The 25,171-nt window shown below is 72.2% G+C and carries 21 protein-coding genes; 5 read left to right on the forward strand and 16 right to left on the reverse strand.

The features are described from left to right. Positions 1-75 precede the first annotated feature (75 nt). Positions 76-1,197 carry a SchA/CurD-like domain-containing protein gene (locus ACF1CT_RS16595; RefSeq protein WP_391784754.1) on the reverse strand — a complete coding sequence of 374 codons (1,122 nt, stop codon included), beginning with the start codon at positions 1,195-1,197 and terminating at the stop codon, positions 76-78. Positions 1,198-1,634: 437 nt separating this feature from the next. Between ACF1CT_RS16595 and ACF1CT_RS16600 the strand changes: the two genes are divergently transcribed. Together ACF1CT_RS16600 and paaK are read left to right on the forward strand one after the other, a co-directional pair. Beyond that, the gene (locus tag ACF1CT_RS16600) at positions 1,635-3,266 is read left to right on the forward strand and encodes an FAD-dependent oxidoreductase (protein WP_391784549.1); all 1,632 of its coding nucleotides are present in this window, start codon (positions 1,635-1,637) and stop codon (positions 3,264-3,266) included. Positions 3,267-3,439: 173 nt separating this feature from the next. Further along, positions 3,440-4,729, forward strand: coding sequence for a phenylacetate--CoA ligase PaaK (gene paaK, locus ACF1CT_RS16605; RefSeq protein ID WP_391784550.1), 1,290 nt, complete (start codon positions 3,440-3,442; stop codon positions 4,727-4,729). 65 nt (positions 4,730-4,794) lie between these two features. Here the strand turns inward: paaK and ACF1CT_RS16610 are convergent, their stop codons facing one another. From ACF1CT_RS16610 to ACF1CT_RS16625, 4 genes are all read right to left on the reverse strand, one after another. Then, a complete protein-coding gene (locus ACF1CT_RS16610) occupies positions 4,795-6,294 on the reverse strand; it encodes an acyl-CoA synthetase (protein WP_391784551.1) in 1,500 nt (499 codons plus the stop codon). Between the two features lie 93 nt (positions 6,295-6,387). Next, positions 6,388-6,816: a DUF3592 domain-containing protein gene (locus ACF1CT_RS16615; protein WP_391784552.1), complete on the reverse strand. Its 429-nt coding sequence runs from the start codon at positions 6,814-6,816 to the stop codon at positions 6,388-6,390. 152 nt (positions 6,817-6,968) lie between these two features. After that, positions 6,969-8,519, reverse strand: a complete 1,551-nt coding sequence (locus ACF1CT_RS16620; RefSeq protein ID WP_391784553.1) for an acyl-CoA synthetase — start codon at positions 8,517-8,519, stop codon at positions 6,969-6,971. Beyond that, positions 8,516-9,625: an NAD(P)H-dependent flavin oxidoreductase gene (locus ACF1CT_RS16625; RefSeq protein WP_391784554.1), complete on the reverse strand. Its 1,110-nt coding sequence runs from the start codon at positions 9,623-9,625 to the stop codon at positions 8,516-8,518. Before ACF1CT_RS16625 ends, ACF1CT_RS16620 begins: the two co-directional genes overlap by 4 nt. 182 nt (positions 9,626-9,807) lie before the next feature. Here ACF1CT_RS16625 and ACF1CT_RS16630 point away from each other — a divergent pair, with 182 nt between their 5' ends. Together ACF1CT_RS16630 and ACF1CT_RS16635 are read left to right on the forward strand one after the other, a co-directional pair. Next, a complete protein-coding gene (locus tag ACF1CT_RS16630; RefSeq protein WP_391784555.1) occupies positions 9,808-11,664 on the forward strand; it encodes a serine hydrolase in 1,857 nt (618 codons plus the stop codon). A gap of 94 nt (positions 11,665-11,758) precedes the next feature. Next, the gene (locus tag ACF1CT_RS16635) at positions 11,759-12,634 is read left to right on the forward strand and encodes an aminoglycoside phosphotransferase family protein (RefSeq protein WP_391784556.1); all 876 of its coding nucleotides are present in this window, start codon (positions 11,759-11,761) and stop codon (positions 12,632-12,634) included. Positions 12,635-12,801: 167 nt separating this feature from the next. Here the strand turns inward: ACF1CT_RS16635 and ACF1CT_RS16640 are convergent, their stop codons facing one another. The 4 genes from ACF1CT_RS16640 to ACF1CT_RS16655 are packed head-to-tail and all read right to left on the reverse strand — an operon-like array spanning position 12,802 to position 17,735. Next, positions 12,802-13,017 carry a hypothetical protein gene (locus ACF1CT_RS16640; protein WP_391784557.1) on the reverse strand — a complete coding sequence of 72 codons (216 nt, stop codon included), beginning with the start codon at positions 13,015-13,017 and terminating at the stop codon, positions 12,802-12,804. Further along, a complete protein-coding gene (locus tag ACF1CT_RS16645; protein WP_391784558.1) occupies positions 12,971-14,515 on the reverse strand; it encodes a phytoene desaturase family protein in 1,545 nt (514 codons plus the stop codon). Before ACF1CT_RS16645 ends, ACF1CT_RS16640 begins: the two co-directional genes overlap by 47 nt. A 22-nt stretch (positions 14,516-14,537) precedes the next feature. Beyond that, a complete protein-coding gene (locus ACF1CT_RS16650; protein WP_391784559.1) occupies positions 14,538-16,817 on the reverse strand; it encodes a tetratricopeptide repeat protein in 2,280 nt (759 codons plus the stop codon). A gap of 30 nt (positions 16,818-16,847) precedes the next feature. Then, entirely contained in the window at positions 16,848-17,735 is an 888-nt protein-coding gene (locus ACF1CT_RS16655) for an oxygenase MpaB family protein (protein WP_391784560.1), read from the reverse strand. Positions 17,736-17,862: 127 nt separating this feature from the next. On the opposite strand from ACF1CT_RS16655, the gene ACF1CT_RS16660 reads away from it, so the two are divergent. Beyond that, a complete protein-coding gene (locus ACF1CT_RS16660; RefSeq protein WP_391784561.1) occupies positions 17,863-18,324 on the forward strand; it encodes a LysR family transcriptional regulator in 462 nt (153 codons plus the stop codon). A 30-nt stretch (positions 18,325-18,354) separates the two neighbouring features. Here the strand turns inward: ACF1CT_RS16660 and ACF1CT_RS16665 are convergent, their stop codons facing one another. The 7 genes from ACF1CT_RS16665 to ACF1CT_RS16695 form a co-directional block, all read right to left on the reverse strand. Beyond that, positions 18,355-20,769 (reverse strand): ATP-binding cassette domain-containing protein, encoded by a 2,415-nt coding sequence (locus tag ACF1CT_RS16665; RefSeq protein WP_391784562.1) that lies wholly within the window; start codon positions 20,767-20,769, stop codon positions 18,355-18,357. Between the two features lie 172 nt (positions 20,770-20,941). Next, positions 20,942-21,358: a VOC family protein gene (locus tag ACF1CT_RS16670; RefSeq protein ID WP_391784563.1), complete on the reverse strand. Its 417-nt coding sequence runs from the start codon at positions 21,356-21,358 to the stop codon at positions 20,942-20,944. A 10-nt stretch (positions 21,359-21,368) separates the two neighbouring features. Continuing rightward, entirely contained in the window at positions 21,369-21,788 is a 420-nt protein-coding gene (locus ACF1CT_RS16675) for a helix-turn-helix domain-containing protein (RefSeq protein ID WP_391784564.1), read from the reverse strand. A 147-nt stretch (positions 21,789-21,935) separates the two neighbouring features. Continuing rightward, the gene (locus ACF1CT_RS16680) at positions 21,936-22,652 is read right to left on the reverse strand and encodes a DUF6390 family protein (protein WP_391784565.1); all 717 of its coding nucleotides are present in this window, start codon (positions 22,650-22,652) and stop codon (positions 21,936-21,938) included. Further along, positions 22,653-23,756: a hydrogenase expression/formation protein HypE gene (gene hypE, locus ACF1CT_RS16685; protein ID WP_391784566.1), complete on the reverse strand. Its 1,104-nt coding sequence runs from the start codon at positions 23,754-23,756 to the stop codon at positions 22,653-22,655. Beyond that, a complete protein-coding gene (gene hypD, locus ACF1CT_RS16690; RefSeq protein WP_391784567.1) occupies positions 23,753-24,856 on the reverse strand; it encodes a hydrogenase formation protein HypD in 1,104 nt (367 codons plus the stop codon). The genes hypE and hypD overlap by 4 nt, the downstream gene beginning before the upstream one ends. Further along, on the reverse strand, positions 24,853-25,149 hold the full coding sequence (locus ACF1CT_RS16695) for a HypC/HybG/HupF family hydrogenase formation chaperone (protein WP_391784568.1): 297 nt from the start codon (positions 25,147-25,149) through the stop codon (positions 24,853-24,855). The genes hypD and ACF1CT_RS16695 overlap by 4 nt, the downstream gene beginning before the upstream one ends. Between the last annotated feature and the right edge of the window lie 22 nt (positions 25,150-25,171).

Genomic DNA, 25,171 nt, shown 5'->3' on the forward strand with positions numbered 1-25,171 from the left:
TGCTTTCCTCCTGGCACATTGCGCGTTGTAGTGACGGGTCGAGCGAGAACCCCCCAGGGGGCGCGGATGCCCGGGTCAGGACTCCGAGGCCCGCCGATCGGTGATCAGGGTCATCTCGGCCCTTCCGAGGAAGTCCGGGATCAGACCGTCGTCGGTGGGGACGGCGTTCGCGGCACCGTCGAGGAGACGTCCGAGCCGGGCGAGCTTGCCGGGGCCGTCGATGCCGACCGCCTGGGCGGGGTGCGCGCCGATGGGTCCGGCCGCTTCGAGGAGGCGGACCACGACGTCGTCGCGCTGGAAGATGGTGCTGCTGTCGATGATGCTCGCCGGGTCGTCGGCCGCCTCCTCGTCGTGCGCGGCGAGCAGCCGGGCGAGTGCCATGCCGCAGCCCTCCTTCGCCTGGTAGAAGAGCGCGCGCCGATGTACGTCCTCGGCCTTGTGCCGGCCCGCGCTGACGTGGTGGACGGTCGGGAGCGCCGCCCGGGTGAAGAACATCCGCGCGGAGTCCGGGTCGCTGAGGTCCCGGTCCTGCTCCAGATACGGGTTGATGGCCTCTTCGACGGCCCGGACCTCGGGCTGCCTGGCGACGTGGCGCAGGGCCGCGAGGAGGTCGCCCTCGACCTCGACGGCCCGCACGACGCGGTTTCCGTGCATGAAGAGCGAGGTGCGGCGCAAACGGGTGTCCTCGTCGACACGCGCGTTCGGGGACTCGTAATCGGCGAGGATCTTGGCCACGATGTCCTCGCTGCCGGGCTGGACGGTGAACGTGAGCGCGTGGCGCACCACCCCGTCACCCAGGCGGGGGGACGCCTGAAGCTTCCCCTTGACCGTCTCGGGCGCCGCCTCGAACGCCTTTCCGGTCTCCCGCAGGACGCTGAAGCGCAGCGAACGGGTGTCGCGCACGCAGTTGTGCAGCGGCTGGACCGTCGCCACGTGCTCCTCGCTGTTCACCCAGGCGAGGAACGGCGGGGCGCTCTCCCACTCGCTGGTGATCAGCCACTGCGAGGGGTTCTCGATGGACTGGCACAGCTGGTCGCTGATGTGCCCGGGGACGGACGCCACCTGGCTGCGCATGTGTTCGTACGCCTCCAGGAACTCCTTCTGGGCACCGTCGTACAGGTCCAGCAGCAGCACGACCCGCAGCCTGGACCCGTCGAACGCGGACTGGGAGATCCGTTCCGAGAGGGTGCTGGTCATCATTCGGTCTCCTTCGAGACGGTGTGGTGGGCAGCGCGGAGGGCATGCCGTCCACCGTCGGTTGGCGAGTGGATTCGGAGCGGGGACTCTCCCGGCGGATGTGAGCGGGCCGCCCTCGTCACGGCGGGCATCGTCTCCGTGACCGATCGTGAAACGCTGGTCCGGGTGGCGCGAGATTTATGAACCGTTCAGGTGAGCGGCCGTCCGAACCCCTGCGACGAGGGCATGGAACTAGTGCTGCGACCGGAAGACCTCACCGGCTCGCGACTCCCGGCACGACACCTCGCCGCGTTGTCGCATCGCCCGAGTGCGTGTCTCGTACGAGGGTGGCTCCCCGCCCCGCGAGGCGCCGCGCCGGACGCCGCGAGCTTCCCCCCGGAACCCTGCTTCCGGACACAGCGTCAGGCAACCGAACGGCGTCCGAGCTGGAGCAACTGATGAACGAGAACGTCGACATCCGCGTACCTGTCCTCATCGTGGGCGGCTCCCTGGTGGGCCTGTCCACGTCACTCTTCCTCGGCCGGCTCGGCATCGAGCACCTGCTGGTCGAGAAGCACCGGTCCACCTCGACGCATCCGCGTGGCCGGGGCAACAACGTGCGCACGATGGAGGTGTTCCGCACGGCGGGCGCCGAGCCGGGCATCCGGGCGGCTGCGTCGGTGCTTGCCGACAATCACGGCATTCTGCAAGCGGGCTCGCTGACCGGCGACGACCAGGAGTGGCTGTTCAAGGAGATCGACCCGGGGGGCGGTCTCGCCCGCTTCAGCCCGACCGGGTGGTGCCTGTGCAGTCAGAACGACCTGGAGCCCGTGCTGCTGGACCTTGCCCGCGAGCAGGGCGGTGACCTGCGCTTCCGCACCGAGTTGCAGAGCTTCGACCAGGACGCCTCGGGGGTGGACGCGGCTCTCAAGAGCCGGGAGACCGGTGAGCACATCAGTGTCCGGGCGGACTACCTCGTCGCGGCGGACGGGGCGCGCAGCCCGATCCGTGAGCAGTTGCGCATCGGCCGGACCGGTCCCGGCGATCTCTTCCACAACGTCAGCATCACCTTCCGTTCACGGCGGCTCGCCGAGGTCCTGGGCGACCGCCGTTTCATCGTCTGCTACCTGACCAACCCCGCGGCGGACGGTGCCCTGCTGCCGGTCGACAACGAGAAGGAGTGGGTGTTCCACGCCCCGTGGCAGCCCCAACTCGGTGAAATGCTCGATGACTTCACCGACGAGCGGTGCGCCGGGCACATCCGTGCGGCGGTCGGCGCTCCGGACATCGACGTCGAGATCACCGGGAGGGCGCCGTGGCACGCGGCCGAACGGGTGGCACAGCGGTACGGGTCCAGAAGAGTGTTCCTCGCCGGGGACTCGGCGCACGAGATGTCACCCACCGGCGCGTTCGGTTCCAACACCGGCATCCAGGACGCGCACAACCTCGCCTGGAAGCTCGCCGCCGTGCTGAGGGGCGAGGCGGGTCCCGGGCTGCTGGACACCTACGAGGCGGAGCGGCTGCCGGTGGCGCGGGCGACGAGCGCGCGCGCCTCGGCCCGGTCGAGCGAGCACAGCCACCCCGGATACTCCCCGGCCCCGGGCGCGGGCGGCGGCGGCAGACAGGGCGGCATGCTCACCGTGGCGCTGGGCTACCGCTACGTCCGGGGCGCGGTGCTGGGCGCCGACCCGGACCAGCCGGTGGTGCCGGAGAGGATGGAGCTGGACGGCCGGCCCGGCAGTCGCGCGCCGCATCTGTGGGTACGTCAGGCAGGTGTGCGCAAGTCGACGCTGGATCTGTACGAGAGCACGCTCGTCCTGCTCGTCGACGGCACGGACACGGTCTGGCGGCGGGCGGCCGAGCGGGTCGCCGCGCGCCTGTCGGTCCGGCTGCGGGTGTACGGCTTCGGCCCGGGGGCCGATCTGGAGCCCGAGGGCGGGGCCGACTGGGCCGGGGCCCACGGCACGACCCCCGAGGGAGCCGTGCTGGTACGCCCCGACGCCTTCGTGGCCTGGCGGTCGACGGGTCCCGCCGCGGATCCGGAGAGCACGCTCCAGGAGGTCCTGACCTCGCTGCTGCACCGGTCCTGACCGGGCCGGGGCGCTCCCCGGCCGACGCGGTACGTCCAGCCCGGACGTACCGCGGGAGGGGCGAGGCGAACCCGCCGCGTCGCCCCTCTTGCCACGGGCCGGAACATCCTGCATTACTTCTCCCGAAAGATCGACCGAATGATCGGTCGCCTGCTCGGAAGAGGGAGATCCGGATGACGGCTCTGCTGGACTCGGCGGAACGACTGGGCCGGGACGAGCTGGAGGCGCTCCAGCTGGAGAGGTTGCGGACCACGCTGCGCCACGCGTACGAGAACGTCGGTCACTACCGGGCGGCGTTCGACGCGGCCGGACTGCGCCCGGACGACTGCCGCTCGCTCGCCGGCCTGGCGCGTTTCCCCTTCACGACCAAGGCGCATCTTCGGGACAACTACCCCTTCGGCATGTTCGCCGTGCCCGAGGAGCGGGTGGCCAGGATCCACGCGTCCAGCGGGACGACGGGCCGCCCGACCGTCGTCGGCTACACGCGGCGGGATCTGGACACCTGGGCGGATGTGGTGGCCCGCTCGATCCGCGCCGCCGGGGGCCGCCCCGGGCAGAAGGTCCACGTGGCCTACGGGTACGGCCTGTTCACCGGTGGCCTGGGGGCGCACTACGGGGCGGAGCGGCTCGGCTGCACGGTGATCCCCGCCTCCGGAGGAATGACGGGGCGTCAGGTGCAGCTGATCCAGGACTTCCGGCCCGAGATCATCATGGTGACGCCGTCGTACATGCTGACCCTCCTCGACGAGTTCGAGCGCCGGGGTGTCGATCCCCGGTCCACGTCGCTGAAGGTCGGGATCTTCGGCGCCGAGCCGTGGACCGAGGAGATGCGGCGCGAGATCGAGGAGCGGTTCGCGATCGACGCGGTCGACATCTACGGGCTGTCGGAGGTGATGGGGCCGGGCGTCGCGCAGGAGTGCGTGGAGACCAAGGACGGGCTGCACGTCTGGGAGGACCACTTCTATCCCGAGGTCGTCGACCCGGTCACCGGGGAGGTCCTGCCGGACGGCGAGGAGGGCGAGCTGGTCCTCACCTCGCTCACCAAGGAGGCGATGCCGGTGGTCCGCTACCGGACGAGGGACCTCACCCGGCTGCTGCCGGGCACCGCGCGGGTGTTCCGGCGGATGGAGAAGGTGACCGGGCGCAGCGACGACCTGGTGATCCTGCGCGGGGTGAACCTCTTCCCGACGCAGATCGAGGAGATCGTGCTGGGCACCCCGGGAGTGGCGCCGCACTTCCAGTTGCGGCTGACCCGCGAGGGCCGCCTGGACGCCCTGACCGTACGGGCGGAGGCGCGGGCGGATGCCGCACCGGAGCAGCGGGTGGCCGCCGCGTCGTCGATCGTCGCCGCGGTGAGGGACCGGATCGGGGTGTCGGTCGGGGTCGAGATCGTCGATCCCGAGACGCTGGAGCGCTCGGTCGGGAAGTTCCGGCGGATCGTGGACGAGCGCGGCGGGCGGTAGGCGCCACCGTACGGTTCCCGGGGCATCGTGGCCGCCCCGGGAACCGCACGGCACTGGTCGCGGCACTACGCGAACCGGTCGCGCAGCTCCCGCTTGAGGATCTTCCCGCTGGCGTTGCGCGGCAGCCCGTCCACGAACAGGACCCGTTTGGGGGCCTTGAAGCGGGCGAGCCGTTCTCGCGCGTGGGCGAGGAGTTCGGCCTCCGTCGTCTCGCCGCGCAGCACGACCACGGCGGTCACCGCCTCGATCCAGCGCTCGTCGGGCAGCCCCACGACGGCGACCTCGGCGACCGCCGGGTGGGTGTAGAGGGCGTCCTCGACCTGGCGGGAGGCGACGAGGACACCGCCCGAGTTGATGACGTCCTTCACCCGGTCGACGACCGTGAGGAAGCCCTCCGCGTCGCGCACGGCCAGGTCGCCGGAGTGGAACCAGCCGTCCCGGAACGCCTCCGCGGTCTCCTCCGGCTTGTCCCAGTAGCCCTCGCACAACTGGGGCGAGCGGTAGACGACTTCACCTGCCGTGCCGTCGGGCACCTCCTTGCCGTCCTCGTCGACGACCCTGGCCTCGACGAACAGCACGGGTCTGCCGCAGGAGTCCATCCGGCCCTCGTGCTCGTCGGGTCCGAGGACGGTGGCGAGCGGCCCGATCTCGCTCTGTCCGAAGCAGTTGTGGAACGCGAGTCCGGGCAGCCGGTCGCGGAGTCGTTCCAGGACGGGCACGGGCATGATCGAGGCGCCGTAGTACGCCTTGCGCAGGCCGGAGAGGTCCCGGGTGGTGAATCCGGGGTGCTGGGAGATGCCGATCCAGACGGTCGGCGGGGCGAAGACGCTGTCGGCCCGTCCCGTCTCGATCAGGTCGAGGAGCCGGTCCACGTCGGGTGTGTCGAGGATGGTGTTCGACGCGCCGACCGCCAGATAGGGCAGCAGGAAGACGTGCATCTGCGCCGAGTGGTACAGCGGCAGCGAGTGGACGGGCCGGTCGTCGGCGCGCAGGTCGAGCGCCGTGATGGCGCTGACGTACTCGTGGACGAACGCGCCGTGGGTCATCATCGCGCCCTTGGGGAGCGCGGTGGTGCCCGAGGTGTAGAGCAGTTGGACGAGGTGTCCGGCGGACGGCTCGTGTTCCGGGACGAACGGGCGCGGGGTGGCGAGGGCGTCGAGGAGGGATCCGGGTGCGTCGCGCAGCGCGCGCACGGCGAAGCGGCCCGGCACCCGGTCGGCGAGGTCCGGGTCGGTGAGGACGAGGGCGCTGCCTGACTGGTCGAGGAGATACGCGAGGTCGTCGCCGATGAGGTTCTGGTTGACCGGCACGTGGACCAGGCCCGCGCGGGCGCAGGCGAGGAAGCCGATCAGGTACGCGTCCGAGTTGTGCGCGTAGGAGGCGACCCGGTCGCCGGGGTGCAGCCGGTGCTCGGTGGTGAGGACGGCCGCCGCCGTGCTCACCACCGCGTCAAGTTCGGCGTAGCTCCAGGACCGCTGCCCGTACCGGACGGCGGTGCGCCCGGGGGTGCGGCGGGCGCTGCGGGCCACGACACCGTCGACTGTGCTGCTCCGTACACCTGTCATGGCGTGATCCTGTGCGGCCGGGCACCGGTGGTCAAGGGGCGCGACGCCGGCCCGGTCCGGCGGAGGGAACGGAGCGGTGGTGCCGGGGCCCCGTCAGAGGAATGCGGCGAGGGCGGTCGCCGTGACGGCGGCGACCACGCCGCCCACCGCGGCGACCAGGACCTTGACGTGACGCAGGCCGAACGAGGGGGCGCGGGTCGTCGCGTCCTCGGGGTTCCGGGCGCTGTAGTACACCGTCTGGAGATCGCCCTCGGCCAGGGAGAGGCGTGCCTGCCGTTCCTCGAAGGCGACGGTCCGTCCGTCGGCCGTGCGGAACTCCAGGGTCGGATGGGTCTGGACGATCGGGACCCCCTCGACGTCCTGGATCTCCTCGGTGCGCAACCGTGTGCACCGGGCCTCGGCGGTGAGGCCCTCCGCCCAGGCGGCCCGCAGCCGGGGGGCCTCAAGCTGCCGGTCCAGGGCCCTGCCGTAGGCCACGGCCGCGCCCGTGGAGGCAACGAAGTAGACGAGGGCGATGACCATGGTTCTCCCGGAACTCTGTCGGCTCTGTCGACGTCTGCGCCGTCGAACGGCCGGACGACGCCTGGGCCGTCATGATTCCGTGGACGGCGGCGAATCGGCAAGGGCCGGTCCCGCCGCGACACGGTCGTGCGCGCGGTCTCCTCGCCGGTGCGTCACACGGCGCCCGGCCGGTCCTCCCAGTACGGCTCGCGCAGCCGCCGTTTGTACAGCTTGCCGTTGGGATCGCGGGGCATCTCCTCGATGAAGTCGATGCTCCGGGGGAGCTTGTATCCGGCGAGGCGGTTCTCGCAGTGGCGCAGGATCCCGGCGGCGAGGGTGTCCCCCGCCTCATGGCCCGGTGCCGGTTCGACGACGGCTTTGACCGCTTCGCCCCAGTCGGGGTGGGGGATGCCGAAGACCGCCGCGTCCGCGACCGCGGGGTGGCCGAGCAGGACGCCCTCGATCTCGGCGGGGTAGATGTTGACGCCACCGGAGATGATCATGTCGATCTTGCGGTCGCGGAGGAAGAGGTAACCGTCCTCGTCGAGGATGCCGAGGTCGCCCACGGTGAAGAAGTCGCCGATCCGGTTCTTCGCCGTCTTGGCCTCGTCCTTGTGGTAACGGAAGCCGCCGGTGCTCATCCGCATGTAGACGGTGCCGAGTTCACCGGGCGGCAGGCGGTTGCCGTCGTCGTCGAACACGGCGAGTTCGCTGATCGGCCAGGCCCTGCCGACGGTGCCCGGCTTCTTCAGCCAGTCCTCGGCGGTGGCGAAGGCGCCGCCGCCCTCGCTCGCCGCGTAGTACTCCTCGACGCATCCGCCCCACCACTCGATCATGGCGCGTTTGACGTGGTCCGGGCAGGGCGCGGCGCCGTGGACGGCGTGGCGCATGGCCGTGACGTCGTGGCGCCGCTTCACCTCGTCGGGGAGGGCGAGCAGACGGTGGAACTGGGTGGGGACCATGTGCGTGTGGGTGCACCGGTGGGTGTCGATGAGCCGCAGCATCTCCTCGGGTTCCCATTTGTCCATCAGGACGAGCCGGTGGCCGATGTGCAGCGACGCGCCCGCGAACTGGAGGACGGCCGTGTGGTACAGCGGCGAGCAGACCAGGTGGACGTTGTCGGCGAAGGGTTTGATGCCGAAGATGCCGAGGAAGCCGCCGAGGTGGCTCTCCTCGGGGAGCCGGCCGGGCAACGGGCGGCGGATGCCGCGCGGTCGGCCGGTGGTGCCGGAGGTGTAGTTCATGACCCAGCCGAGGGTGCGGTTCTCGGGCGGGGTGCCGGGCTGTCCGTCGAGCAGGTCGGCGTACGGCCGGAAGCCGTCGACCGTGCCGACGGCGTAGCGGTGCGCGGCCGGGAACCCGGCTTCGTCGGCGGCGGCGATCGCCGCCGCGGCGAACCGCTCGTGGGCGATGAGGACCTTGGCTCCGGAGTCGGAGACGATCCAGGCGATCTCGGGGCCGACGAAGTGGTGGTTGACGGGGACGAGGTAGAGGCCCGCCTGGGCGGCGGCGAGGTAGGCGGTGAAGAACTCGACACCGTTGGGCAGGACGACCGCGAAGGCGTCGCCGCGGCGCAGTCCGGCGGCGCGCAGTCCGTGGACCAGGCGGTTGGCCGCCGCGTGGAGTCGTCCGGCCGTCCAGTCCTCGCCGTCGGGCGCGGTCAGTACCGTGCGGTCGGGGTCGGCGGCGGCCTGGGCCCAGAATCCGTTGGGGGGCTGTGTCATGAGACGCTCCGTCCGGCGATGCGGTTGATCCGTTCCACGGCGCGTTCGAACCCCCGGGTCAGGTCGTCGAAGACGGCTTGTACAGGGCGTTCGCTGTTCATCCGGCCGACGATCTGGCCGACCGGGGTGCCGAGCAGTGCTCCGGTCTCGTACTTCTGGATGCGGGACACCGCCTCGGCGACCAGCAGCCCCTGGAGCGGCATGGGCAGGGTGCCGGGGCCCGACGGATCGTCCCAGGCGTCGGTCCACCCGGTGCGCAGCTGGCGGGCGGGCTTGCCGGTGAGGGCGCGGGAGCGGACCGTGTCGCCGGAGCCCGCGGCGAGGAGTTTTCGGGTCAGCGCACGGGAGTGCAGGTCGGCCTCCGTCGTGGTCAGCCAGAGCGAGCCGAGCCAGACGCCCTGGGCGCCCAGGGCGAGTCCGGCGGCGATCTGTTCGCCCGATCCGATGCCGCCCGCGGCGAGGACCGGGAGCGGTCCCACCGCGTCGACCACGTCCGGGACCAGGACCATGGAGGCGATCTCGCCGGTGTGGCCGCCCGCCTCGTAGCCCTGGGCGACGACGATGTCGATGCCCGCGTCGGCGTGGTGGCGGGCGTGCCGGGCGCTGCCGGCGAGCGCGGCGACGGGGACGCCCCGGTCGTGGGCGCGGTCGACGACGTCGGCGGGAGGTGATCCCAGCGCGTTGGCGAGGAGTTTGATGGGGTGGTCGAAGGCGACGTCGAGCTGGTTGCGGGCGACGTCCTCCATCCAGCCGGTGATGCGCCAGCCGGATGCCTCGCCCTCGTCGAGCTCCGGTACGCCGTGCTCGGCCAGGGTGTCCCGGACGAACTGACGGTGTCCGGCCGGGATCATCGCCTCGATGTCGTCCTCGGTCACCCCTTCCACCTTCGTGGCGGGCATGACGACGTCGAGGCCGTACGGCTTGCCGTCGGTGTGCTTCTGCATCCAGTCGAGGTCGCGCGCGAGGTCGTCGGGGGCGGTGTAGCGGACCGCGCCGAGCACGCCGAATCCGCCGGCCCGGGTGATGGCGGCGGCCACCGCCGGGAAGGGCGTGAAGCCGAAGATGGCGTGCTCGACTCCCAGTTTCTTGCTCAGCTCCGTCTCCATGGGGCGCAGGATGCCGCAGCCGGACCACCGAGGGAAGAGGTTTTCTGATGCAGTGTCAGATTCTTTGTGCGGCCGGAGTCCTCCCCGGCGGCGGCGGTGACAGTAATCTCTGCGGCGGAAAGAAGTTTCATCATCGGACGTGATTTCGAAAATTACTTTCGCACGGTGGGAAGGGGTTCCGGATGACCGAGGACGCGACGGGCGGCAGAGGGATCAGCCGACGTGGGCTGGGCGGTGGCATGCTGGCCCTGGGCGGGGCACTCGCCCTGGCACCGCTCCCCTTCGCGGGGCAGGCGTCGGCCACGGAACCGGGGACGGGTTCGGCGGGAAGAGGCGCGGAAGTGGGAGCGGAGACGGCGTCCGGGCGGTCCCGGCCGACGCTGCGGCGCGGATCCGCGGCCCGGGCGGGGCTGTTGGGCGAACACCTGGACCACCTGGTGGCCGACGCGGAGAAGTACCTCGCCCCCTCCCCCGAACACCCCTGGTACGCGGGTGCGGTGCTGCTGGCCGGCCGGGGCGGCACGGTCGCCCTGCACCGCCCGGTCGGCAAGGCCGTCCGCTACGCCGCGTACGACGAGAAGACCGACACCGGGGTGGAGTTCCCGCCGGAGCGGCAGATCGCCATGGCCGAGGACACCGTCTTCGACCTGGCCTCGGTGTCCAAGCTGTTCACCTCGATCCTCGCCGTGCAGCAGATCGAGCGCGGGACGCTGGAGCTGGAGGCGAGGGTCGCCTCGTACCTGCCCGATTTCGCCGGTGGCGGCAAGCAGGACATCACGATCCGGCAACTGCTCACCCACACATCGGGGTTCCGGTCCTGGATCCCGCTGTACGACGCCCCGGGCCGGGAGGGGAAGCTGGAACTGCTGTGGAAGGAGGCGCCGGCCAGTCCGCCCGGCACGGTCTACCTCTACTCCGACCTCAATCTGATCTCGCTGCAACTGGTGCTGGAGAAGATCACCGGCCGCGCCCAGGACGTCCTGCTCCGCGAGGAGATCACCGCTCCGCTCGGGATGCACCGCACCCGGTACAACCCGCCGGCCTCCTGGAAGCCGAAGATCGCGGCGACGGAGGACGCCCGCGCCCCGTGGTCCGGCCTGGACCGCGGACTGGTGTGGGGCGAGGTGCACGACGAGAACGCGTACAGCCTGGACGGAGTGGCGGGACACGCCGGGGTCTTCTCCTGCGCCTGGGACCTCGCGGTCCTCGCCCGCACCCTGCTCAACGGAGGGGTCTACGGCCGCGCCAGGATCCTCTCCGAGGAATCGGTGGACCTGCTGTTCACCGACTTCAACACCGCGTTCCCCGGTGACGCGCACGGTCTCGGTTTCGAGCTCTACCAGCACTGGTACATGGGCGCGATGGCGACACCGCGCACGGCCGGACACACCGGCTTCACCGGCACCAGCCTGGTCCTGGACCCGACCACCGACTCGTTCCTGATCGTCCTCGGCAACTCGGTGCACCCGGTGCGGAACTGGCGTTCCGGCAGCGCGCCGCGCGTCGCGACCGCCAACCGGATGGCACGGGCCGTCGCGGTCCGTCCCACCACCGGACGCACGGCGTGGTTCTCGGGCATGGCGAGCGCCGCCACCGCCACCCTCACCCTGCCCGCACTGCGTCTCGCCGCGTCCCGGACGGCCCGGCTGCGCTGTGCCCTGTGGTGGGACACCGAGCCCGGCTCCGACTTCCTCTTCCTGGAGGCCTCAGCGGACGGCGGAACGACCTGGCGGCCGGTGCCGTTCACCACCGCACCGCGGGCCGGGCACGGCCGTCCGGCGCCCGAACCGCATCCGGCCGGGTCGGTCTCCGGCTGGTCCGGCCGGATCTGGCACCGGCTGGACGCCGACCTCGCCCCGTGGCGCGGCAAGGAGGTCCGGCTGCGCTGGCGTTACACCACGGACCAGTTGTACGTCGGGCGCGGGGCGTACGTGGACGCGGTCCGGGTCGAGAGCGGCGGCCGCACGGTCTTCGACGAGAACAGGCATGCGGACGCGGCCCGGATCGAGGCGCTGGGCTGGACCGCCTCGGCGGACTGAGGGGCCGGCCACAGCACCAGTGGGCGACGCGGGTGCGGGCCGACCGGTCCGCACCCGCTCCGCACGCCGCCGCCCGGTGCGGGAGAATGCCCCGATGACCACATCCGCGCGGAACTGGGCACGTGCCGAGCGCCTCGACGCCCACCGCCTCTCGGAGGCCCTGTACGCGAGGACGGGTGTCCGGCTGACGGTGGAGGGGGCGTGTCCGGGCGGCGAGGTGGGTGCCGCGTACGTGCGGTGGCCCGACGGGCGGCGATCCGTGCTGAAGTCGCGGCCGGACACCCGGATCGAGGAGTTGCGGACGGGTGCGCTGGCGGTCTGCGAGGTGCTGCGGGAACGCGGGTACCCCTGTCCGTCGACGGAGTTGGCGGTCCAGGTGGGCAGCGCGGCGGTCCTGGTCCAGGAGCTGCTGCCGGGCACACCGGTGACGCGTCCGGACCACACGGATCTGGACCGGGCGCTCGCCCTCAACGAGGCGCAGACGGGGCTGCTGGCCGACCGCGCGGACATCCCGGAGATGAACCTGTACCTCCTCGACGACGGTCCCGGCTACTGCCTTCACGAGCCGCTGCGCCGGCACGGTCGGCGCAGCGGTGACCTGGAGCGCCGGATCGCCGCGCTCGGGGCCTCGCATCCTCGTCGGCTGTCCGGCCGGGACGTCGTGCACCACGACTTCCACCACGGCAACCTGCTCCGGACAAACGGTGCGGTCACCGGTGTCATCGACTGGGACGGGGCCTGTCGCGGGGACCGCCGTTTCGACCTGGTCACCCTGCGCTTCGGTCTGCACGCGGACGAGCAGGCCCCGGGGATCGTCGACCGCCTCGACGAGATCCTCGACGGTCTGCCCGACGACGTCCTGCGCCTGTCGTGGGCGCACATGGGGCTGCGGATGGCCGACTGGGCCATCCGGCACTTCGCCCCGGGGGACGTGGACCACTGGCTCGACCTGGCCGAGCAACGCCTCTGACCCGGGCGCGAGCCGACGCCCGGAGCATGCCGCCTCCGCTCCGGCGCCGTCGTGGCGGCGGCGGTCCTCGGCCTCCGCGTGCGCGACGTGTACCGCGTCAGCCGTCTCCGAGCCCGGGGCCCGCACGGCGCCGCGCCCCGGCGGGCCGGCCTGCGTGGCGGCGGGGCTCAGTAGGAGTGGTCGGCGGTGACGTCGGCCGACAGGTGGAGGGTCCGTCCCGCCGCGGCACAACGGAGCGAGAACAGGGTCTGGGCCAGCGCGCCGACGGCGACCAGACGGGCGATGCGGCTGGCCGTGGCCTCCAGCCCGAAGACGGCGTCGCGGAGAGCGAACCCGTCACCGGCCCAGCGCCGCCATCGCGGCGTTGTGGCCGGGCACCCCACTGACCCCGCCGCCGCGCACCGCGCCCGCCCCGCACAGCAGGATGTTGGCACGGTCCGTCTCCACCCCCCACCGGCCGGTGGACCCGGTGGCGTGCGGGAACGCGAGATCGCGATGGAAGATGTGGCCGCCGGGGAGTCCCAGTTCCCGTTCCAGGTCGAGCGGCGTCTTCGCCTCGACGCACGGCTCGCCGTTGCCGTCGACGGCAAGGCAGTCGGCGATCGGCTCCTCCAGGTGCGCGTCGAGCTGGGCGAGCGTGGCGGCCAGCGACTCGGCACGGGCCGCCGCGTTGTCGGCGGCGAACAGCCGGGCGGGGGCGTGCAGGCCGAAGAGGGTGAGGGTGTGGTGGCCGCGGGCGGCGAGATCGGGGCCGAGGATCGAGGGGTCGGTCAGCGAGTGGCAGTAGATCTCGGAGGGAGGGGCGGCGGGAATCCGGCCGGCCGCCGCCTCCCGGTAGGCGGCGGCGAGTTGCCCGTATCCCTCGGCGATGTGGAACGTCCCGGCGAACGCCTCGCGCGGGTCCACGGACCGGTCGCGCAACCGGGGCAGCCGGGTGAGCAGCATGTTCACCTTCAGCTGTGCGCCCTCGGCCGGGGCGGGCGGATCGTCGCCGAGCAGGGCCGCGAGGGCCTGCGGCGACGCGTTGACGAGGACCCTGCGGGCCGCGACGACGTGTTCCCCCTCGGGTGAGCGGACGGTGACCTCGGCCCGTGTCCCGTCGGTGTCGATGCGGGTCGCCTCGTGCCGGACGCGAATCCGTGCCCCCGCCCGCCGGGCGGCGAGGGCGAGGGCGTCGGTGAGCGCCCCCATCCCTCCGACCGGTACGTCCCAGTCGCCGGTGCCGCCGCCGATGACGTGGTACAGGAAGCAGCGGTTCTGGCGCAGCGACGGATCGTGCGCGTCGGCGAAGGTGCCGATCAGCGCGTCGGTGAGCACGACACCGCGGACCAGGTCGTCGTCGAAGCAGCGCTCGACGGCGACCCCGACGGGCTCCTCGAAGAGTGTCCGCCAGGCTTCCGCGTCACCGATCCGTTCCCGCAGCGCGTCCCGGGTGGGCAGGGGCTCGGTGAGTGTCGGGAAGACCCGCTCGGCGACGCCGCTCATCATGCCGTGGAACCGCTGCCACGCCTCGTGCTCCCGGTCCGAGCCGGTGAGCGCGGCGAAGGAGTCCCGGGTGCGGCCCGCGCCGACGAGCAGCCCGGTGGCCCGGCCGCCCCGCACGGTCGGGGTGTACGAGGAGATGGTCCGCCGGCGGACCGCGAAGTCCAGACCGAGATCACGGACGATCTTCCGGGGCAGCAGGGACACCAGGTACGAGTAGCGCGACAGCCGGGCGTCGACGCCGTCGAAGGGCCGGGTGGAGACGGCCGCTCCCCCGGTTCCGGCCAGGCGTTCCAGGACCAGGACGGACTGTCCTGCGCGGGCGAGGTAGGCGGCGGCGACCAGGCCGTTGTGGCCGCCGCCCACGATCACCGCGTCGTAGCGGTCGGGTGCGGGCATGGCCCTTGGTAGCACGTGGCACTCATCCGTGACCAGAGGCGGTGGTGTCCGGGCCGCGCGGCGCCCCGTCGGGCCCGCCGCGCAGTGCCGCGACCCGGCGGTACAGGTCGACGGCCTCCGTTCCGCGGCCCACCTGTTCCAGGCAGTGCGCCTCGTCGTTGCGGGCGGCGAGGGTGTCGGGGTGGCCGGCGCCGAGTACGCGCTCGCGGGTCTCCGCGACCTGTCGGTAGCGGACGAGGGCGTCGCTCCAGCGGCCGAGCCAGCCCAGACCGACGGCGACCTCGCGGTGGCTGACCAGGGTGTCCGGATGCCCGGGGCCCAGAACCCGTTCCCGGATCGCGCAGACCTCGCGCGCCTCGGCGAGCGCCTCCTCCCAGCGGGCGAGACGTCCCAGGTTGACGCCGAGGCCGTGCCGGGCCCGGAGCGTCTCCGGGTCGGCGGGGCCACCGACCCTGGTCCGGTCGTCGACGAGGGCGCGGTACAGCTCCAGGGCCTCGGCGCTCCGGCCCAGTCGGCCGAGCCCGATTCCGGCCTCGTGACGGGCGGCGAGGGTGTCGGGGTGGTCGGGCCCCAACGTCCGGACCCGGCCCCGGACGACCTCCTGATAGGTCCGCAGCGCTTCCGTCCACCGTCCCAGCCGCCCCAGCGCGTACCCCACCTCGTAGAGCGTGATCAGGGTGTCGGGGTGGTCGGCCCCGAGCACCCGGGCGCGGGCGGACGCCACGTCGCCGGCCATCCGGTGGGATTCCTCGAGGCGGCCGAGCCGGCTGAGGTTGAAGGCGAGATTGTGGCGGCAGCGCAGGGTGTCGGGGTGGTCGGGACCCAGCGAACGCTCCCGGGAGGCGAGGACCGCGGCGTACACCTGGTGGGCCTCGACGTGCCGGCCGAGTTGTCCCAGCGCGTACGCCGTCTCCTGACGGGCCGCCAGGGTCTCCGGGTGGTCGGGGCCCAGGGCCCGCTCCCGGCCCCGGGCCGCCCGGCCGAACTCCCGCAGCGCGTCCTGCGGCCGGCCGGTGCGGGCCAGGGTGAACCCGGTCTCGTACCGGCTGGAGAGTGTGTCGGGGTGGTCGGGGCCCAGGACGCGCTCGCGTTCGGCGGCGACCGCGCGGTGCACCTCGCCGGCTTCCTCCCAGTGGCCCAGTCGGCCCAGGTTGAGGCCCGCGTCGTGCCGACTGGCCAGGACGGAGAGGAGTTCCGGCGCGGGGGTGGGCCGTTCGGCCCCGGCCGACGGCAACTCCTCGACGGGGCCGCTGAGGTGCCGCGTCCCGAAGGCGGTGGTCCACACTCCGGTGAGAGCCGGGGCGTGGCCGGTCGGGGTGCCCTCCGCGAAGCCGCCCACCACCTTGTGTCCGGTGGTCATGCCGCGGGTCCATCCCGGCAGTTCGGGCTCCGGGCGCATGACGGGCACGGGCGCCGCGAGCGGGACCCCGGCACCGGGCCGGTGCTGTTCGCCGATGCGGCCCGTGACGATCCGCCGGCGCAGGTCGCCCGCGTCGGCGGGCCGCTCGGCGGGGGCCTTGGCCAGCAGGTCCAGCACGACGCTGTCGAAGAATCCGGGGAGTTCGGCGCGGCGGGTGCGTGGCGGCTCCGGCTCGGTGTCGCGGTGTCCGACGAGCACGCCCCAGGTGTCGTCGAGGTCGAACGGCGGGGCCCCGGTGGCGATCTCGTACAGGACGCAGCCCAGGGAGTAGAGGTCGCTGCGGTGGTCGACCTGGCCGCCGCTGATCTGCTCCGGCGACATGTAGTGCGGGGTCCCCATGGCGATGCCGGTGCCGGTGAGGCGGGAGGTGAAGCCGATGTCCCGGCCCAGCCTGGCGATGCCGAAGTCGCAGATCTTCACCGTGCCGTCGGTGAGACGCATGATGTTCGCGGGCTTGAGGTCGCGGTGCACGATGCCCTGCTGGTGGGTGTAGCCGAGGGCGTCGGCGACCTGCTCGGCGATGTCGACGACGTCGGGCACCGGCAACGGGTGCCGCTCGTTGTCCTCCAGGAGCTGGCTGAGGTTGCGGCCGTCGAGGAGTTCCATCACCAGGAAGAGGACGCCCTCGTCCTCACCGAAGTCGTGGACGACGGTGACACCGCGGTGCTGGAGAGAGGCGGCCACGCGGGCCTCGCGGCGGAAGCGCTCGCGCAGGACACGGGTGAACGACTGGTCGTGCTGGGAGCCCAACGGCTTGAGGCACTTCACGGCCACCTGGCGGCCCAGCGACTCGTCGCGGGCCCGCCACACCTCGCCCATGCCTCCGCGCCCGATCAGATCGAGCAGTCGGTACCGGCTCTGGACCAGCCTGGTGTCCGCCATGTCCTGTTGTCGCCCCCGTCGCTGTGCCCACTACCTCTGCGCCCTCCCCGGCCCGTCCAGTATGGCGGCCCGGCTGCGCAGTTTGTACGCGGCGGGGCGGCTTCCGGGACCGAGTCGGGCCATCGCGTTCATGATGTGTCCGGGCGGAAGACGCCAGCGGAGCCGGGAGGGAACGCGGCGCAGCACGGCCCCGGCGGTGCGCAGTCGGCGGTCGACGCGGGGAGCGGGGGGCGCGGCCCGCCCGTAGAGCTCATGGGCGTACGGGGGCAGTGACTGGTAGGCGAGCGTGGCGACGTGTCGCCACAGCAGGGCGCGCGCCGGGACGAGCGGTGCCGGAACCGGTGGCCGGCGCAGGAAGTCGTCGACGTCCAACGCCTCCGGGGTGGTGGCGAGTCGGGGCCGGACCGCTTCGAAATAGGCGGCGAGTTGCGCGGTCGTGGCCGGTACGTCGGCGGGGTCGAGGCCGACGAGCCGGGCGCTGTGGCGGTGTTCGTCGACGTAGCGGTCGGCCTGCGGGCCGGTGAGCGGGAAGCCGGAGCGGCGCTCGACCTGGAGATAGGAGTCGACCTCCGCGCAGTGCACCCACAGCAGCAGTTCGGGCTCGTCGACCCCGTACGTCTCCCCGGTCGCCGGGTCGGTGGCCTTCAGGAGGCGGTGGATCCTGCGGACCCGGGCGCCCGCCCGCTCCGCCGCCTCCGTGGTGCCGTAGGTGATCGTTCCGACGAAACCGGCCGTCCGCATCAGCCGTCCCCAGGCGTCCTGCCGGAAGTCGGAGTTCTGCATGACACCGCGCACGGCGCGCGGGTGCAGCGCCTGGAGGTAGAGGGCACGTACCCCGGCGACCCACATCATCGGGTCGCCGTGCATCTGCCAGGTGACGGAATCGGGCCCGAACAGCCCGGGGTCGGCGTCCTCCACGTCCGTTCGCTCCTCCCGGATCGGCGGCTCCACCCGAGGATAGGACCGGCGGACGGCGCGCGGGACCCCCGGGCACCGGGTTGCGTCGCGGTCAGTCGGACGCGGGCCCGGCGGGGGTGCCGCGGGTGTGCGTGAGGAAGATCGCGCCGCTGTCGAGGACGTGGAGTCCGGCGAGCTGCCGGGTCCGCGGGCCGAAGCCGTGGCCGTGGTGGCCGAAGAGGGGGATGCCGGCGCGGAGGGTCATCGCACCGCGGAGCGCCTGCGCCTCAGCGGCGGCCGGATCAGCCAGACCGTCGCGAAGCCCGAACGCCGCACCGGCTCGCCGCTGTTCGAGCGGAACAGCCGCCAGGTGCGGCCTACCGAGATCGGCCGCCGTCCGTACGACGACGTCGCGCCGCTTCACCGGGCGATCCGTGCGGCGTTCGCGCGGGCCGCGTCCGCCGAGCACGCCGCCCGCGACGCGCTCCGGGTGGGGTTCCCGATCCCCGACGGCGCCCCCGCCGAGTTCGCCCCGGTGTGGTCCGCGGCGCGCGAGAACGAACAGATCCGCGCCTTCGCCGCCGCGGCCCTCTCCCTGCCCGGCCGGTGACGTCCCGTCGGGGCGTGGGCGGGGGTCCGGTCAGCCGCCGACGTAGGCCGCGAGGTGCTCGCCGGTCAGGGTGGAACGGGCGGCGACGAGATCGGCGGGCGTGCCCTCGAAGACGATCCGCCCGCCGTCGTGGCCGGCGCCGGGTCCGAGGTCGATGATCCAGTCGGCGTGCGCCATGACCGCCTGGTGGTGCTCGACGACGATGACGGACTTGCCGGAGTCGACGAGCCGGTCGAGCAGACCGAGCAACTGCTCGACATCGGCGAGATGCAGGCCGGTGGTCGGCTCGTCGAGGACGTAGACGCCGCTCTTGTCGGCCATGTGGGTGGCCAGCTTGAGCCGCTGCCGCTCGCCGCCCGAGAGGGTGGTGAGCGGCTGCCCGAGGCTGAGGTAGCCGAGCCCGACGTCGGCGAGCCGTTCGAGGATGCGGTGCGCTGCCGGTGTGCGCGCCTCGCCGTCGCCGAAGAACGCCGCGGCCTCGGTCACCGGCATGGCGAGCACCTCGCTGATGTCACGGCCCGCGAGGTGGTGGTCGAGCACCGAGGCCTGGAACCGCTTGCCCTCGCACTCCTCGCAGGTGGCGGCGACCCCCGCCATCATCGCCAGGTCGGTGTAGACGACGCCGATGCCGTTGCAGGTGGGGCAGGCACCCTCGGAGTTGGCGCTGAACAGCGCCGGCTTCACGCCGTTGGCCTTGGCGAACGCCTTGCGGATCGGGTCGAGCAGACCGGTGTAGGTCGCCGGGTTGCTCCGGCGGGAGCCGCGGATCGGACTCTGGTCGACCGACACCACGTCGGCGCCGGCGGGGATCGATCCGTGCACGAGTGAGCTCTTGCCGGACCCCGCGACGCCGGTGACGACCGCGAGCACCCCGAGCGGGATGTCGACGTCGACGTCGTGCAGGTTGTTCGCCGTCGCGCCCCTGATCCCCAGCACGCCGGTGGGCTCGCGCACCGCCTCCTTGACGGCGACCCGGTCGTCGAAATGACGGCCGGTGACGGTGCCGCTGCCCCGCAGTCCGGCGACCGTGCCCTCGAAGCAGACGGTGCCGCCCGCCGTTCCGGCGCCGGGGCCTAGGTCGACGACGTGGTCGGCGATGGCGATGGTCTCCGGCTTGTGCTCCACGACGAGCACCGTGTTGCCCTTGTCGCGGAGCCGCAGCAGCAGGTCGTTCATCCGCTGGACGTCGTGCGGGTGCAGGCCCGCGGTGGGCTCGTCGAAGACGTAGGTGACGTCGGTGAGCGAGGAACCGAGATGGCGGATCATCTTGGTGCGCTGCGCCTCACCGCCCGACAGCGTGCCCGACGGCCGGTCGAGCGAGAGGTAGCCCAGCCCGATCTCCACGAACGAGTCGAGTGTCTGCCGGAGCGACGCGAGCAGTGGCGCCACCATGGTGTAGCCGCCGCCCGTGGAGTGCGGGGAGGACGTGCCCAGGCCGCGGACCCAGGCGGCCAGGTCGCTGATCTGCATCGCGCAGGCGTCGGCGATGCTGATGCCCTCGATCTTCGACGACCGGGCCGCCTCGGCGAGCCGGGTGCCGTCGCACTCGGGGCAGGTGGTGAACGTGACCGCCCGGGCGACGAACTCCCGGATGTGCGGCTGCATCGCTTCCGGGTCCTTGGAGAGCATCGACTTCTTGAGCCGCGGGATCAGTCCCTCGTAGGTCATGTTGATGCCCGCGATCTTCATCCGGGTCGGTTCGAGGTGCAGGAAGTCCGCCAGTTCCTTCTTCGTGTAGGCGCGGATCGGCTTGTCGCGGTCGACCAGTCCCGATTCGCTGTAGAGCCGGTGGTTCCAGCCGCCCGCCTTGTAACCGGGGATGGTCAGCGCGTCCTCGGCGAGCGACTTGGAGTCGTCGTAGAGCTGGGTGAGGTCGATGTCGGAGACCGTTCCCCGGCCCTCGCAGCGCGGGCACATGCCGCCCGTGCGGTTGAACGTCGCCTTCACCGCCTTCTTGGCACCGCGCTCGACGGTGATCGCGCCGCTCGCCCTGACCGAGGGGACGTTGAAGGCGAACGCGCCGGGCGGGCCGATGTGGGGCTCGCCCAGTCGGCTGAAGAGGATGCGCAGCATCGCGTTGGCGTCGGTGGCGGTACCGACCGTGGAACGGGGGTCGGCGCCCATGCGCTGCTGGTCGACGATGATCGCGGTCGTCAGCCCGTCGAGCACGTCGACCTCGGGCCGTGCGAGCGTCGGCATGAAACCCTGCACGAAGGCGCTGTACGTCTCGTTGATCAACCGCTGCGACTCCGCGGCGATCGTGTCGAAGACCAGCGAGCTCTTGCCCGAGCCGGAGACACCGGTGAACACCGTCAGCCGGCGCTTCGGTATCTCGATGCCCACGTCCTTGAGGTTGTTCTCGCGCGCGCCGTGCACGCGGATCATCTCGTGGCTGTCCGCGACGTGCGGCTCGGGCGGCGTGTCCGGCGTCGTGGCCGTGCTCATCGTCTCTCCATCTGTTCGTGCGGGACCGTCGTCGTGTGCGTGGGGGGCCGTCGTCGTGGACCGGCACCGACCGAGGGTACGCGCGGCGCGCGGCCCGGGCGTCCGTACCGCTTCCGCCCCCGGGCCGCCGATCGGCGCGGACGGGCCGGTCGGCGGTCGTCGTGTTCCGGTGTCACCGCTCGCGGGGCTGGGTGAGGCGCACCATGTTGCCGGCGGGATCGCGGAAGGCGCAGTCACGGACGCCGTAGGGCTGGTCGACCGGTTCCTGCAGCACCTCGCCGCCCGCGGCGCGGACCTGTTCGAAGGCGGCGTCGCAGTCGTCCGTGCCGAAGACGACTCCGCGCAGCAGGCCCTTCGCCAGCAGTTCCGCCAGGGCCTGCCGGTCGGCCGGCGAGGCGTTCGGGTCCGCGAGGGGAGGTTCGAGGACGACGCTCACGCCGGGCTGGGAGGGCGCGCCCAGGGTCACCCAGCGCAGCCCCTCGAACCCGACGTCGTTGCGTACCTCCAGGCCCAGGGCGTCCCGGTAGAAGGCGAGCGCCTTCTCGTGGTCGTCGACGGCGATGAAGCACTGTGAAATGTTGATCTCCATGCGCTTCACGCTACGGGCGCGAGAGGTGTTTGGCTTCTCCGTTCCTGACCGGTCGCGTATAGATCTTGGCGATGCAGGCCGGGACGGCGGCACCCTCGTCGTGGCGGCGGGCCCGGTACGCGCTCGGGCTCTCCCCGACCAGTTCGGTGAAGCGGGAGCTGAACGACCCCAGCGAGGTGCAGCCGACCTCGAAGCAGACCTCCGTCACCGTCCGGTCGCCCCGCCGGAGCAGTGCCTTGGCCCGCTCGATCCGGCGCGTCATGAGGTAGCTGTACGGCGTCTCGCCGAAGGCGGCGCGGAAGCTGCGCGAGAAGTGGCCCGACGACATGAGCGCGACGCGCGCCAGGGCCGGGACGTCGAGCGGCTGTGCGTAGTCGCGGTCCATCAGGTCACGGGCCCGGCGCAGCCGGACGAGATCCTCCACCATCATCCGACCACCCTCCCACACGGCCGGACGTCGAAGGGCCCGGCCCGGGCCCGCACCGGCGGTACCCGGGCTCCGCCGGTGGCACCGGGAAAGTCCGGTACGGGCCCGCCCGTGGCCGCGGTCGCCGTGCCCGTCGGGCGGGTCCGTCCGTCAGCGGGCCGTCAGGCCGAGTGCCGCCAGTTGCCGGGCTTCCGTCGCCTCGACGCGTGCTGCCTGCGGCCGCGTGAGCACGTCGCACACCCAGTCCCAGTGCAGGGACACCACGTCGCCGCGGGCGAGCCCCGGGATCAGCGAGCGGCCGCCCGTCGACCAGCGCACGGACTCCGGGCGCGGGGCCCCGTGGACCAGGTGGCCGCCCGTCCAGCGCAGGGGGCGGGACTCCACCGTGGCGAACTCTCCGCCGACCGAGCGCACCACCCCGGTGCGGATGCGGCACCGGTCGAGGACGTCCAGCGGTGCCCGGCTGTCCGAGGTGCCGAGCAGGCGGGCCCAGGGGTACACGTCGAAGACCTGGAAGCTGTGGTGGGCGCGGGCCCGGTCCGCGGCGTCCTGCCACGTCCCGCCCCACTGGCCGCGGAAGCGGTCGCGCAGGCGGGCCAGCAGGGCGGCGGGATCGGTCCGGTCCAGGAGTTCGTTGCCGATCCAGTACGCCTCGACCACCCGTTCGTCCAGGGGATCGGGGAGCCCGGCCGTCTCGGCGAGCAGTTCGAGGTAGCACCAGGCTCCCTCGAACCGGCGGGCGTGGCGCTCGACGAGTCCGGTGTCCTCGGGACGGAGCAGTGCCGTGGCGTCGGCCGGGCCGCAGTAGCCGAGTTCGTTGGGCGGATAGGCGTACCGGGCGAAGAGGACGGCGCCGCGCTCGCTCACTCAGCAGATCCTCGGGAGTTGCTCACCGACCGGCAGTCCGACCACGCGGGAGCCGCCGAGACCGGTCCTGGCCACCACCATGCCGGGATGGTCCGGCACACAGGTGCCGATCCGTCGGGCCGCCCGGCCCAGCGGGTGCGAGGTCAGGGCCGACAGGACCTGCTCGGCGGATTCGGCGGGCACGACGGCGATCAGTCTGCCCTCGTTCGCCACCTGGAGCGGGTCGAGCCCCAGCAGGCCGCACGCGTCGCGCACGGCGGCCGGTACGGGCAGGTCGCGCTCGACGAGTTCGACGCCCACACCGGCGGCGCGGGCGATCTCGTTCAGCGAGGCAGCGACGCCGCCGCGGGTGGGATCGCGCAGGACGTGCACATCGGCCCCGGTGGCGAGCATCGCGGCGACGAGGCCGTGCAGCGGGGCGGTGTCGCTCTCCACCGACGTGCCGAACTCCAGGCCCTCCCGGCAGCTCATCACCGCGATTCCGTGCAGCCCGATGTCCCCGCTGATCAGCACCGCGTCCCCCGGTCTCGCGCGTTCGGGGCCGATGCGGACCCCGTCGGGGACCGCGCCGATACCGGAGGTGTTGACGTAGACGCCGTCGCCGCTGCCGGTCTCGACGACCTTGGTGTCGCCGGTGACCAGCCGGACCCCCGCCCCCTGCGCCGCCGCTCCCATGTCCTGTGCGATCCGCCCGAGGTCGGTCAGGGCGGTCCCCTCCTGGAGGATGAACGCGCAGGACAGGAAGAGCGGCACGGCGCCCGACATGGCGAGGTCGTTGACCGTCCCGTTCACCGCGAGGTCGCCGACGGACCCGCCGGGGAAGAACATCGGCTTCACCACGAACGAGTCGGTGGAGAAGGCGAGTCGTGTGCCGTCGCCGACGGTCAGCACGGCCGAGTCGCCGAGTGCGGGGGCGGCCGCGGAGCCGAAGGCGGGGAGGAAGAGGTGCTCGACGAGTTCGGCGGTCATCGCCCCGCCGCCGCCGTGGCCCATCACGACCATCGGGGTCTCGCGCAGGGGAACGGGGCAGACCCAGCCCTCGAAGTCCGGACCTGTGGTGGGGGCCGGGGCCGGTGCGGGTACCCGCTTCGTCGTCTCAGTCACTTCGCATCGACCAGTTCCAGTCGGCGGTACGCGTGGTACGCGGCACACGCGCCCTCGGAGGACACCATGGTGGCGCCCAGGGGATTTCTCGGGGTGCACTCCTTGCCGAACGCCTGGCACTCGTGCGGTTTGATCAGCCCCTGGAGCACCTCGCCGGAACGGCACAGCGACGACTCGGTGGTACGGATCGCCGCCACGTCGAACCGGCGTTCGGCATCGTATTCCGCGTACTTCGGGGACAGCCGCCAACCGCTCCCGGGAATCATCCCGATGCCGCGCCAGGTCCGGTCGGTGACCTCGAAGACGTCGCGCAGCATGTCGATGGCGGGGGAATTTCCCCCGTCGGGCACGGCCCGGGGATAGGCGTTCTCCACCTCGTACCGGCCCTCTTCGAGCTGGAGCACCGTTCTGCGGACGCCTTCGAGGATGTCGAGCGGCTCGAATCCGGTGATCACGATGGGAACCCGGTACTTCTCGGCCAGCGGTGGGTATTGCGAGGTCCCCATCACACTGCACACGTGTCCGGCGGCCAGGAACGCCTGCACCCGGCAGGTGGGGGATTCCATGACGGCCGCCACCGCGGGCGGTACGAGAACGTGCGAGACGAGCAGGGAGAAGTTGCGCACGCCCAGCCGCCGCGCCTGATGCACCGTCATGGCGTTGGCGGGGGCGGTCGTCTCGAAACCGATGCCGAAGAAGACGACTTCCCGGTCGGGGTTCTCCCGGGCCACCCTCAGCGCGTCGAGCGGGGAGTACACGACACGTACGTCGGCGCCCGCGCTCTTCACGGTGAACAGGTCCTGACCGCTGCCGGGCACCCGGAGCATGTCGCCGAAGGAGCAGAAGATGACGCCGGGGCGGGCGGCGATGGCGAGCGCCCGGTCGATGGTCTCCAGCGGGGTCACACAGACGGGGCATCCGGGGCCGTGGATCATCTCGACGCAGTTGGGGAGCAGTTGGTCGATGCCGTGCCGGATGATCGAGTGGGTCTGGCCGCCGCAGACCTCCATCATCACGGCCGGCCGGGTGGCGGCCGCGTGGATCTGGTCGAGCAGTCGTTCGGCAAGTCGGGGGTCGCTGAACTCGTCGAGGTATTTCACCGGTCGGTTCCTTCTCCCGGGACGTGTTGTCGGGCGGCCGAGGCCAGGCCGTCGCCGAACTCCTCCTCCAGGAGTCCGAGCCTCTCGAAGTTGGCGAGGGTTTCCCTGGCCGAGGCCTCGTCGAGCCGCTGAATGGCGAAACCGACGTGGACGATGACGTATTCGTCGGTCGTCGCGTCGGGTACGTACTGGAGGCAGACCTCCTTGCGCACACCGCCGAAATCGACCTCCGCCATCGGGACGCCGTCGACCTCGACGGTACGGAGCACGCGCCCCGGGACTGCCAGACACATGGTGTCTTCCTTCTCTGCGGGT

It is taken from the genome of Streptomyces sp. NPDC014734, assembly GCF_043083325.1.
Classification (GTDB): domain Bacteria; phylum Actinomycetota; class Actinomycetes; order Streptomycetales; family Streptomycetaceae; genus Streptomyces.